This is a genomic window from Janthinobacterium leeuwenhoeki (genome assembly GCF_051380795.1).
In the GTDB taxonomy this organism is placed as follows: Bacteria; Pseudomonadota; Gammaproteobacteria; order Burkholderiales; family Burkholderiaceae_D; genus Janthinobacterium.
Map to the genome: position 1 here is coordinate 82,435 of NZ_JBNYXT010000018.1, position 12,018 is coordinate 94,452.

The window sequence follows — 12,018 nt, forward strand, 5'->3', positions numbered from 1 at the left end:
TTGCTACCGTACGGCCTGCAACCACCTCTACCGGACCGATCACCATGACTGCCTATCCCCATCTGCTGGCCCCGCTCGACCTGGGTTTTACCTCTTTGCGCAACCGCGTCATCATGGGGTCCATGCACACGGGCCTGGAAGACCGCTTTTATCATTATGGCAAGTTGGCCGCGTTTTACCGCGAGCGGGCGCGCGGCGGCGTGGGGCTGATCGTCACGGGCGGCATCTCGCCGAACCGCCAGGGCTGGCTGCTGCCGTTCGGCGGCACCCTCAATTTCCTCGGCGACGTGCCGAACCACCGCAAGGTGACGCGCGCCGTGCACGAGGAGGGCGGCAAGATCGTCATGCAGATACTGCATGCGGGCCGCTATGGGTATCAGCCGTTCGTCGTCTCGGCGTCGGCCAAGAAATCGCCGATTTCGCCATTCCGCCCCCGCCCCTTGAGCGAACGGGGCATCGAGCGCACGATCTGCGACTACGTGCGCTGCGCGCGCCTGGCGCAAAAAGCGGGCTACGACGGCATCGAGGTGATGGGCAGCGAAGGCTACCTGCTGAACCAGTTCCTGTGTGCGCGCACGAATCTGCGCCAGGACCGCTGGGGCGGCACGATCGAGAACCGCATGCGCCTGCCCGTGGACATCGTGCGCCGCATCCGCGCCGCCGTCGGCCCCAACTTCATCATCATGTACCGCCACTCGCTGCTCGACCTGGTCGAGGGCGGCAATACCTGGGATGACGTGGTGACGGTGGCCAAGGCGCTGGAACAGGCTGGCGTGACGATTCTGAATACGGGTTTCGGCTGGCATGAGGCGAGGGTCCCCACCATCGTCACGTCCGTGCCGCGCGCCGCCTTCGCCTCGGTGGCGGGCCGGCTGCGCCGCGAAGTCACCATTCCCGTGGTGGCCTCGAACCGCATCAACATGCCGCACGAGGCCAACGCCATCCTCGAGCGGGGCGACTGCGACCTGGTGTCGATGGCGCGCCCCTTCCTGGCCGACCCTGACTTTGTCGCCAAGGCCGCTTCCGGGCGCGCCGACGAAATCAACACCTGCATCGGCTGCAACCAGGCGTGCCTGGACCATACCTTTGCCAACAAGCGCGCCAGCTGCCTGGTCAACCCGCGCGCCTGCCATGAAACGGAACTCGTGTACGCGAAAAAGGCCGCGCCGCGCCGGGTGGCCGTCGTCGGCGCCGGGCCGGCCGGCTTGTCTGCCGCCTGCGTGGCGGCCGAATGCGGGCACGAGGTGACCCTGTTCGACAGCAGCGACAGCGTGGGCGGCCAGTTCAAGGTGGCCATGCAGATACCGGGCAAGGAAGAATTTACGGAAACCATCCGCTATTTTGCGCGCCGGCTGGCGTTGCTGGAAGTCAAGCTGTGCCTGGGCCAGCGCGTCACGCGCGAGCAACTGCTGGCTGGCGGCTACGACGACGTCATCGTCGCCACCGGCATCAAGGTGCGCCTGCCGGCCATTCCCGGCATCGAGCATCCGAAAGTGCTGTCGTATCTGGATGTGCTGCAAAGCAAGAAGCCCGTGGGCGCGCGCGTGGCCATCATCGGCGCGGGCGGCATCGGTTTCGATGTGGGCGAATACCTGCTGCACGACCCGGCGCATCCGCTGCCGCAACCTGTGGCAACCTGGGCGGGCGAGTGGGGCGTGGACTTGAATGCGGCAAGCGGGGGCGGCCTGGTGCCACCTGTGGCGCCCCATCCTGTGCGGCAGATCTTCCTGTTGCAGCGCAAGACGTCAAAAGTGGGCGCGGGACTGGGCAAGACCTCAGGCTGGGTGCATCGGGCGGCGCTGGCGCGCAATGGCGTGGCCATGCTGGCCGGCGTAAGCTACGACAAGATCGACGAGCAGGGCTTGCACATCACCGTGGGCGGCGAGCAGCGCCTGCTGGCGGTGGACAACGTGGTTATCTGTGCGGGCCAGGACAGCTTGACGGAACTCATGCCGCCGGTCGGCAAGGATGGCAAGCCGCTGGCCACTGGCGGCCCGCGTTTCCATAAAATCGGCGGCGCCGCGCTGGCGGCGGAACTCGATGCCAAGCGGGCGATACGGGAAGGGGCGGAGCTGGCCGCCAGTTTGTAAATTGAGGGCCGGGGTCAGACGGGGACGCCGAGTCCCGGCGGGACTGACCCCGAATGTCGCTACACGTGCCGTTATTAATGGCCATGCCCCTTCTTCGCCGTATCAAAACTCTGCAGCACGTGCTCGGCCATGCCATTCGCCAGCTCCTGCTCGCCAATGAACACCTTGCCCGCGTTTTCCGCGCGCAGCAATTCCGCCTCTTCCTCGCTATGCGTGCGCACCACCGTCAGGATGGCGGGGTTCAGCGCGCGCGCCGTCTCTATCATGGCGCGCACGTGGAAGGTGTCCGGCGTGGCGATGACGAGCATGGTGGCGTGCGTGATGTGCGCCTGGATCAGCACGGCCGGTTCCCCCGCATTGCCGGCCACGGCCGGGATACCCTGCTTGCGCAACTGGTCGACAATTTCGCGGTTTTCCTCGGCCACGACAAAGTGGATGCCCCGTTCCAACAGGGCGGCGGCGATGCGCCGGCCCACACGGCCGTAGCCGACCAGGACGATCTGGCCCGACAGTTTTTCCTGCGGCACCGTCATCGGCAGTTCGGCCAGCGGGTCGGTGGTGCGTTCGAACTTGCGCGCGAAATCGCTGTTGCCGATCACGCGCAGCAAGGGCTTGGCCATGCTGAACACGAGCGGGTTGAGGGCGATCGACAGGATGGCGCCGGCCAGGATCAGGCTTTGGCCTTCCTGCGGCATCAGGCCCAGGGAGAGGCCCAGGGCGGCCAGGATGAACGAGAATTCTCCGATCTGCGCCAGGCTGGCCGAGACGATGATGGCTGTTTTCGGCGGATAGCGCAGCGCCATCACCAGCAAAAACGCGGCAATCGACTTGCCGAAGATAATGATGGCGCACACGGCCAGCACTTGCAGGGGCTTCTCGATGAGGATATTCGGTTGGAACAGCATGCCGACGGAAACGAAGAACAGCACGGCAAACGCGTCGCGCAAGGGCAAGGATTCTTCCGCGGCGCGGTGGCTGAGTTCAGATTCGCGCAGCACCATGCCGGCGAAGAAGGCGCCCAGCGCGAACGAGACGCCGAACAGCTGGGTCGAAGCGTAGGCGATGCCGACGGCGGCGGCGATCACGCACAACGTAAACAGTTCGCGCGAACCGGTGCGCGCCACTTGCCACAAGATCCACGGGAACAGCTTGCGGCCCACCACCAGCATGAAGACGATGAAGCCGGCCACTTGCCCCAAGGTAATGGCCAGGGTTTGCCACAGGCTCACGGCCTCGGCATCTGGCGCGACTTTGCCGCCCAGCACACTGGCGAATGCCGGCAGCAGCACCAGCACCAGCACGGTGACGAGGTCTTCCACCACCAGCCAGCCGACGGCGATGCGCCCATTCAGGGAGTCGAGGATGCCCCGTTCTTCCAGCGCGCGCAGCAGTACCACGGTACTGGCGACGGACAGGGCCAGGCCAAAGATCAGTCCGCCACCGAGGGTCCAGCCCCACCAGTGGGCCAGGCCCATGCCCATCGCCGTGGCGACGCCGATCTGCAAGATGGCGCCAGGCAGCGCGATCTTGCGCACGTCCCACAAATCGTCGATGGAAAAGTGCAGGCCGACACCGAACATCATCAGCATCACCCCGATCTCCGCCAATTGCCCCGCAATTTCCGCATTCGCCACAAAACCGGGCGTGGCCGGTCCGATGATGATGCCGGCGGCCAGATAGCCGACCAATGCCGGCAGTTTCAGGCGCGCGGCGATGAAGCCGAAGATGAGGCCGAACCCGAGGGCTGCAGCGATGGTGGTGATCAGACTGATGTCATGGGGCATGCGTGGTGGGTTCCTTATGGGGGCGTGCGGATGGAAAAAGAGGGTGTTCAGCGATTGAGTATAAACGCAACAAAGCTGCGGCTGGAATTTTCCTGCCGCTTTTTTTACAAAAAATTTGCGCTATATCTTCGTCCAGCTGGCCACGAACGCATGCCATCAACTGCGATCTGCGCCTAATTGAGGCAATCAGGCGCTTCCCGCCCCCAACGCTTACACCTTGCGCACGATCACGCAGCCGATGGAATAACCGGCGCCGAACGAGCAGATGACGCCGGTGCTGCCCGCCGCCATGTCATCCTGATATTTATGGAAGGCGATGATGGAACCGGCCGACGAGGTGTTGGCGTAGGTGTCGAGGATCACGGGCGCTTCGTTGGCCTCGGCGTCGCGGCCCAGGATCAGGCGCGCGATCAGCAAGTTCATGTTCAGGTTGGCCTGGTGCAGCCAGTAGCGGCTCACTTGCGCCACTTCCACGCCGGCCTTGGCCAGGGTCGTTTTGATCATCTCGGCGGCCATCGGGCACACTTCCTTGAAGACCTTGCGGCCTTGCTGGCGGAACAGCTTGTCGGCCTTGCTCACGCCGGATTCGTCAAAACGGTTGAGGAAGCCGAAATTGTTGCGGATGGCATTCGAGAAGCGTGTTTTGAGTTCCGTGCCGATGATCTCGAACTGGTGCGCAGAGACGGCAGAGTCTTTCGCTTCGACGATGATGGCTGTGCAGGCGTCGCCGAAAATAAAATGGCTGTCGCGGTCGCGCCAGTTCAGGTGGCCGCTGGTGATTTCGGGATTCAAGACCAGCACGGCACGCGCCTGGCCGCTTTGCACGGCGGCCACGGCTTGCTGGATGCCGAAGGTGGCGGACGAGCACGCCACGTTCATGTCAAAACCATACCCATCGATGCCCAGCGCATCCTGCACTTCCACCGCCATGGCGGGATAGGCGCGCTGCATGTTGCTGCAGGCCACCAGCACCATGTCGATGTCGGCCGGCGTGCGGCCGGCGCGCGCCAGCGCATCGCGCGCGGCGGCGACCGCCATTTCGGCCTGCAAGGACAGTTCGTCATCGCCCCGTTCCGGGATGCGCGAGACCATGCGCGCCGGATCGAGGATGCCTTCCTTTTCCATCACGAAGCGCGACTTGATGCCGGACGCCTTTTCGATGAAGGCCACGCTCGACAGCTCCAGCGCCGTCACTTCGCCTGCGGCAATCGCGGCGGCGTTATCGGCATTGAACTTTTCCGCGTAGGCATTGAAGCAGGTGACCAGCTCTTCGTTAGAGATCGAAAATGGCGGCGTGTACAGTCCGGTACCGCTGATGACGACTTGTTTCATGGTTAAACTTTCAAATTTGGCAATCGGCGCAATGCCGATAAGTGAAGCAAATTTTACACAAATGGACTCGACTGTAGAGAGTTTCGTGTTGCGGGGGAGGGGGAGGTGTGGCGGAAGATTGATTTTTGTCGTGTGGAAGGGATAACGGGGGGCATGGCGCTCCCCGCTGGATGGGCTCAGACCCGGCGGGTCTGAGCCCAAATTGCCTACTTTTTCTGTTCTTTTTTGACGTCGGCTTGCACCACCACCGGTTCGGGCTTGGCCAGTTGCACCGGTAAACCCTTCAGATGGTTCAGCGCCTGGTGTAATTGAAAATCGTCCTTGCTGCCAAATTCCAGCGGCTTGCGGGTCTTTTCCAGGGCGATGATGCGCAATTGCTCTTCCATCTCGTCGTTGACGGGCGCGGCCTTGGCGCCGTTGTTGGCGCGGCCTTGGTCGCGGTCGTTGCTCAGGTGTTTGGTCAGGTCCGCTTCGCGGATGCGTAAGCCGTTGAGGCCGTCGCCATCCGCATTTTCATCGACCAGCAGGTCGGGCATGATGCCCTTGGCCTGGATCGAGCGGCCATTCGGCGTGTAGTAGCGGGCAGTCGTCAGCTTGACGGCCGTGTCGGCTGTCAGCTGGCGGATGGTTTGCACGGAACCCTTGCCGAAGGTTTGCGTGCCGATGATGGTGGCGCGCTTGTAGTCTTGCAGGGCGCCGGCGACGATTTCCGAGGCGGAGGCCGAACCCGTGTTGACCAGCACCACCAGCGGCACTTTCTTGATGGCGGCTGGCAATTTCGCCAGGGCATCGCCTTCCGAGCGGAAGGCATAGTATTCGGCGCGGCCGTAGAACACCTGTTTCGAGTCCGGCAACTGGCCATTTGTCGAGACGATGGCCGCGTCCTTCGGCAGGAAGGCGGCCGAGACGCCGATGGCGCCCTGCAGCACGCCGCCCGGATCGTTGCGCAGATCCAGCACCATGCCCTTGAGGTTCGGATCTTGCTTGTAGAGCGCCGTGATCTGCGCGGCCATGTCGTCGACGGTCGGTTCCTGGAATTGCGACACGCGCAGCCAGGCGTAGCCTGGTTCAACCATCTTCGCCTTCACGCTCTTTTGATGGATTTCCTCGCGCGTGATGGTGAAGGCCAGGGGCTGCGGTTCATCCTTGCGGGCAATGGTCAGCGACACCTGCGTGCCCGGTTCGCCACGCATGCGCTTGACGTTGTCGTCCAGGCTGACGCCTTTCACGGGCTGGCCATCCAGGCGTGTGATGAGGTCTCCGGCCTTGATGCCGGCGCGGTAGGCGGGCGAATCCTCGATGGGCGAGACGATCTTGATATAGCCGTCTTCGCTCAGGCCAATTTCAATGCCCAGGCCGACGAACTTGCCTTCGGAGCCTTCGCGCAGCTCGGCGTAGGCTTTCTTGTCCAGGAAGGCGGAATGGGGGTCGAGCGAGGCGACCATGCCGGAAATGGCGTCTTCCAGCAGTTTCTTGTCTTCCACCGGCTCGACGTAATCGGACTTGATCAGGCCAAACACATCGGCCAGCTGGCGCAATTCTTCCAGCGGCAGGGGCGGCTCGACGGTTTTTTGCGCCATGGCGGAAAATTGCAGCGACACGGCGACGCCGGCCACCACGCCCAGGCCGATCAAGCCGGTATTTTTGAGTTTGCCCATCATTGCACCTTTGCAGCTAGCGTGTCTTGCACAAGCGCCAGTCCCCGTGGAGCGGCGCTTGTTGAAAGTATAGACCCGAATCTCTGCCGGCGTGGGCCGGCCATGGAAAAAGCGTGCCTGGACCCAGTCTACGCACGAAAACGGGGTTGTCAGCTTGCCATATGTTGCGGTTTCGTATGCGATGTATAGGTGCTCTTGAGGGGAGTAAGCATTTGTAATAGTCGAAAAAAAGCGTGTGCGGCGGCCCTATAGTGGACTCGCATTCTCGACCCGAAGTGGTTTTGCCTGCGTCCGTGGACGCAGGCTTTTTTTTATCCGTGGGCTCAGGCGCATTTAGATTAGAGGTGTGCTCGAAGATATCGGGCAGTTCAACAACACGCAGTTCTCGCAACAGGAGCTGGAGCTGATTGACGACCTGCTCTATCTGTATGGATAAACGCCGCATGCACTGTTCCAGCCCACGCCATGCTCACCGGCCTCCTTGAGCCTGGTCGAACTGAGCGGCGATTCACGGGCCGTCCGGGGGCAAGGATGGCCAAAAGGCATGCTCGCGTGCTACATTCCTGCAGCGCCAGGCGCGGCAGGCTATCCGCCCGAAGCTATCCGCCCGGTCTTTTTGACATGCCCCATAAGGACAATCCGTGAATCGCTATCTCTTGAGCAGTCTGACCCTGACCCTGTTGGCTGCGTTTGCCCATGCCGCCGAACCCGTATCCGCCGCATCCTCCGTGGCAGCACCAACTGTGGCGCCCGGTGTCGCACCTTCCGCGCCTGCCGCCGCTGGCGTCGTTTCCGGCATCGATGTGCAGTACATCGACCCTGCCGTGCGCGTGCAGGACGATTTCTTCACCCATTTGAACGGCAAGTGGCTGGCCACGGCCGAGATTCCTGCCGACAAGTCGAGCTGGGGTTCGTTCGCCAAGCTGCGCGATGACACCACGCCACAGTTGCGCGGCATCATCGAAGCCACGCAACAGGACAAGCACAAGAAGGCCGGTTCCGAAGCGCAGAAAATCAGCGACCTGTACGCCAGCTACATGGATGAAGCCCGCCTCGATGCGCTGGGCACGAAGCCGCTGGCCGGTGAACTGAACCGCATCCGTTCGCTGCGCGACAAGAAGGGCGTGCCGGCCCTGATCGCCCACCTGAGCCAGACAGGCGTATCGACGCCGTACGCCGTCTACGTGGGCCAGGATGCGCGCGCTTCGACGAAGTATGCCGCGTATGTGAGCCAGAGCGGCCTGGGCATGCCAGACCGCGACTACTACCTGGAAGCCAAGCAGGCTGGCGTGAAAGAAAAATACCAGGCGCACGTGGAAAAGATGCTGGCCATGGCCGGCGACAAGAACGCCGCCGCCCGCGCCAAGGCTGTCGTGGCGCTGGAAACGGCCCTGGCCGAAGCGCAATGGACCAAGGTCGAGAACCGCGACCCCGTCAAACGCTACAACAAGACCGACATCAACAAGCTGAACGACCTGACGCCCGGCTACGACCTGAAGTCCGGCCTGGCTGCCCTGGGCATCGCCAACAAGGTCGAATACGTCATCGTCAACCAGCCGAGCTACCTGACCGGCTACAACAAGGTGCTGGCTGGCACCGACCTGGACACCCTGAAAGCGTATTTCGAATGGCAGTTGCTGCGCAGCTATGCCAGCTACTTGTCGAAAAACTTCGTCGACGAGAGCTTTGCCTTTTACGGCACGGTGCTCAGCGGCGTGACGCAAAACCAGCCGCGCTGGAAGCGTGGCGTGGGCGCCGTCGAAGGCGTGCTGGGCGAAGCCGTCGGTAAGTTGTATGTGGCACAATATTTCCCGGCAGAGCGCAAGGCGCACATGCAGGAACTGGTGAAAAACGTGCTGGCCGCCTACAAAGACAGCATCGACACCCTGGACTGGATGAGCCTTGACACCAAGAAGGAAGCGCAAGCCAAGCTGGCCAAGTTCACGCCGAAGATCGGGTATCCGAACAAATGGCGCGACTACACGAAGCTGCAAATCGTCCAGGGTGATCTGGTGGGCAACATGATGCGCGCCGCCAACTTCGCTTCCGCCCGCCAGGTGGCCAAGCTGGGCAAACCGATCGACCGCGAAGAGTGGGGCATGACGCCGCAAACGGTGAACGCCTATTACAGCTCGACGATGAATGAAATCGTCTTCCCGGCCTCCATCCTGCAGCCGCCGTTCTTTGACGCCAACGCGGATGACGCCGTCAACTATGGCGCCATCGGCGCCGTCATCGGCCATGAAATCAGCCACGGCTTCGACGACAAGGGCAGCCAGTCCGATGGCGACGGCAACCTGCGCGACTGGTGGACGCCGGCCGACCGCAAGAACTTCGCGGCCAAGGCCGACGCGTTGACCAAGCAATACGACGGCTACAGCCCATTGCCTGGCTACCACGTCAATGGCGCGCTGACTCTGGGCGAAAACATCGCCGACAACTCGGGCGTGGCGATCGCGTACAAGGCCTATAAAATTTCGCTGGGCGGCAAGCCGGCACCTGTGCTGGACGGCCTGACGGGCGACCAGCGTTTCTACATGGGCTTTGGCCAGGTGTGGCGCAGCAAGATGCGCGAAGCGCAGCAGATCGTGCAAATCAAGACCGATCCCCATTCGCCGGGCCAGTACCGCGCGAATGGCACCATGGTCAACCAGCCGGGCTTCTATGAAGCGTTTGGCGTGAAACCGGGCGACAAGATGTATGTTGCCCCGGAAAACCGCGTCATTATCTGGTAAGCGTAACAAGCTTAATTCTGTAGCAATAAAGAGACCACCGCGCGTGGTCTCTTTTGCATTTCTGCCAAAGTTCTTTCTCCGCTTTCGGCCGGTATGCTACAGTCAAAAACCGGGCCAGAAGCCCTGGGCCTTCTGCCCCTTATGTTTCCACACAATACAATATAGAGGACCACCGTGAATCGTTATTTGTTAAGTGCATTGACCCTGAGTTTGCTGGCCGGCGTGTCCGGCATGGCTGGCGCCGCTGATACGGCCAAGAAAGCCACCGCCGCTCCCGCCACGGCCGTCGCGTCTGCGGCGCTGACGTCCGGCATCGCCGTCGAATACGTCGACCCTGCCGTGCGCGCACAGGACGACCTGTTTCAGCACCTGAATGGCAAATGGCTGGCGGAAACCGTGATTCCTGCCGACAAGTCGAGCTGGGGCAGCTTTGCCAAGCTGGCCGACGATACGCAAACGCAGCTGCGCGGCATCATCGAAGGTGCTGCCGCCGACAAGGCCCGCGCCGCCGGTTCGAATGCCCAGAAAATCGGTGATTTCTATAACAGCTTCATGGATGAAGCCAAGCTGGAAAGCCTGGGTCTGACGCCCTTGAACGCGGAGCTGGCGAAGATCGCTGCACTGCAGGACAAGGCCGAATTGCCAGCCGTGATCGCCCACTTCAGCAAGCTGGGCGTGACCTCGCCTTACGATTTTGGCATCCACCAGGACGCCAAGGATTCCACCAAATACGTGGCCGACATCGTGCAAAGTGGCCTGGGCTTGCCTGACCGCGATTACTACCTGGAAGCAGGCAAGGCCGACACGCGCGCCAAATACCTGGCCCACGTGGAAAAAATGCTCAGCCTGGCCGGCGACGCGAACGCAGCCGCGAATGCGAAAGCCATCCTGGCGCTGGAAACGGACCTGGCCAAGGCGCAATGGAGCAATGTGCAGAACCGCGATCCCGTCAAGACCTACAACAAGGTGGAACTGGCGAAACTGGCCGCCGTGGCGCCAGGCTACGACTGGGCCCGCTACCTGAAGGATACGGGCATCGCGGGCAAGGTCAACTACGTGATCGTCAGCCAGCCCAGTTATCTGAAGGGCTTTGCCGAGATCGCCAACAAGACGCCGCTGGCAACGTGGAAAGCGTATTTCCAGTGGCACTTGCTGCACGCCAATGCCGGCTACCTGCCGAAAGCGTATGTCGATGAAAACTTCGCCTTCTATGGCACCACCCTGACGGGCGTGACGGAAATGCGTCCGCGCTGGAAACGCGGCGTGGGCGCCGTCGAAGGCGCGCTGGGCGAAGCCGTGGGCCAGCTGTACGTGCAGCAATATTTCCCGGCCGAGCGCAAGGTGCGCATGGAAGCGCTGGTGAAAAACCTGATGACGGCTTACCAGCAAAGCATCGACAAGCTCGACTGGATGAGCCCCGTCACCAAGAAGCAGGCGCAGATTAAGCTGGCCAAGTTCACCACCAAGATCGGCTACCCAAACAAATGGCGCGATTACTCGGGCCTGACGGTGGCGCCGGACGACTTGATCGGCAACATCCAGCGTTCGCACTTGCTCAACTACAACCGCGAATTGAACAAGCTGGGCCAGCCCATCGACCGCGACGAGTGGGGCATGACGCCACAGACCGTGAACGCCTATTACAACCCTGAGCTGAACGAAATCGTCTTCCCGGCCGCCATCTTGCAAGCGCCGTTCTTCGACGCCAACGCGGACGACGCCGTCAACTACGGCGCCATCGGCGGCGTGATCGGCCATGAAATCAGCCACGGCTTCGACGACCAGGGCGCTCAGTATGACGGCGACGGCAACCTGCGCGACTGGTGGACCAAGGCCGACCATAAAAACTTCGCCAAGAAAACCAAGCAGCTGGTGGCGCAGTACAACAGCTTCAGCCCCGTCAAGGGCCATTTCGTCAACGGCGAACTGACCCTGGGCGAGAATATCGCCGACAATTCCGGCGTGGCGATTGCCTACAAAGCGTATAAATTGTCGCTGAATGGCAAGAAAGCCCCCGTCATCGACGGTTTCACGGGCGAGCAGCGTTTCTACGCGGGCTTTGCCCAGGTCTGGCGCATGAAGATGCGCGAAGCGCAGCAACTGGTCTTGCTGAAAACGGACCCGCATTCGCCAGGCCAGTTCCGCGCCAACGGCACCATGCGCAACCAGCCCGGCTTCTATCAGGCCTTCGACGTGAAACCGGGCGACAAGATGTATCTGCCACCGAAAGACCGCGTCATCATGTGGTAAGACGGTTGTCCCAGGCATAAGTTGCCAGCCGCCCCGCGCAAGCCGGGCGGCATTTTTACGGTGCGCCCGGCAGGGCGCACTCACTGGGAGGTGCAAGTCCTCTACTCGCCCGACAAGGGGAAGAGTTAGCTGAACGGCAAGGGTGCCGCGGGCGACTGCGGATCTGGAG

At 62.1% G+C, this 12,018-nt stretch carries 6 protein-coding genes; 3 read left to right on the forward strand and 3 right to left on the reverse strand.

The genetic code is table 11. The annotated features are described in order from the left end of the window. Positions 1-44 precede the first annotated feature (44 nt). Positions 45-2,090 carry a 2,4-dienoyl-CoA reductase FMN-binding domain-containing protein gene (locus ACQ4WS_RS15595; RefSeq protein ID WP_436477657.1) on the forward strand — a complete coding sequence of 682 codons (2,046 nt, stop codon included), beginning with the start codon at positions 45-47 and terminating at the stop codon, positions 2,088-2,090. Positions 2,091-2,164: 74 nt separating this feature from the next. Here ACQ4WS_RS15595 and ACQ4WS_RS15600 read toward each other — a convergent pair whose 3' ends face one another. The 3 genes from ACQ4WS_RS15600 to ACQ4WS_RS15610 form a co-directional block, all read right to left on the reverse strand. Further along, a complete protein-coding gene (locus ACQ4WS_RS15600) occupies positions 2,165-3,874 on the reverse strand; it encodes a cation:proton antiporter domain-containing protein (protein WP_436477658.1) in 1,710 nt (569 codons plus the stop codon). A gap of 210 nt (positions 3,875-4,084) precedes the next feature. After that, positions 4,085-5,206 (reverse strand): beta-ketoacyl-ACP synthase III, encoded by a 1,122-nt coding sequence (locus ACQ4WS_RS15605; RefSeq protein ID WP_436477660.1) that lies wholly within the window; start codon positions 5,204-5,206, stop codon positions 4,085-4,087. A gap of 206 nt (positions 5,207-5,412) precedes the next feature. Then, complete coding sequence (locus tag ACQ4WS_RS15610; protein ID WP_436477662.1) at positions 5,413-6,867, reverse strand: S41 family peptidase; 1,455 nt, start codon at positions 6,865-6,867, stop codon at positions 5,413-5,415. Positions 6,868-7,505: 638 nt separating this feature from the next. On the opposite strand from ACQ4WS_RS15610, the gene ACQ4WS_RS15615 reads away from it, so the two are divergent. Together ACQ4WS_RS15615 and ACQ4WS_RS15620 are read left to right on the forward strand one after the other, a co-directional pair. Further along, positions 7,506-9,599, forward strand: a complete 2,094-nt coding sequence (locus ACQ4WS_RS15615) for a M13 family metallopeptidase (RefSeq protein WP_436477664.1) — start codon at positions 7,506-7,508, stop codon at positions 9,597-9,599. A 174-nt stretch (positions 9,600-9,773) separates the two neighbouring features. Next, the gene (locus ACQ4WS_RS15620; protein WP_436477666.1) at positions 9,774-11,849 is read left to right on the forward strand and encodes a M13 family metallopeptidase; all 2,076 of its coding nucleotides are present in this window, start codon (positions 9,774-9,776) and stop codon (positions 11,847-11,849) included. The last annotated feature ends 169 nt before the right edge of the window (positions 11,850-12,018 follow it).

What these genes read in the sequence shown, in the direction of transcription:
- ACQ4WS_RS15595 (WP_436477657.1), top strand. Translation starts at nt 45, where the DNA reads ATGACTGCCTATCCCCATCTGCTGGCCCCGCTCGACCTGGGTTTTACC.
- ACQ4WS_RS15600 (WP_436477658.1), bottom strand. Translation starts at nt 3,874, where the DNA reads ATGCCCCATGACATCAGTCTGATCACCACCATCGCTGCAGCCCTCGGG.
- ACQ4WS_RS15605 (WP_436477660.1), bottom strand. Translation starts at nt 5,206, where the DNA reads ATGAAACAAGTCGTCATCAGCGGTACCGGACTGTACACGCCGCCATTT.
- ACQ4WS_RS15610 (WP_436477662.1), bottom strand. Translation starts at nt 6,867, where the DNA reads ATGATGGGCAAACTCAAAAATACCGGCTTGATCGGCCTGGGCGTGGTG.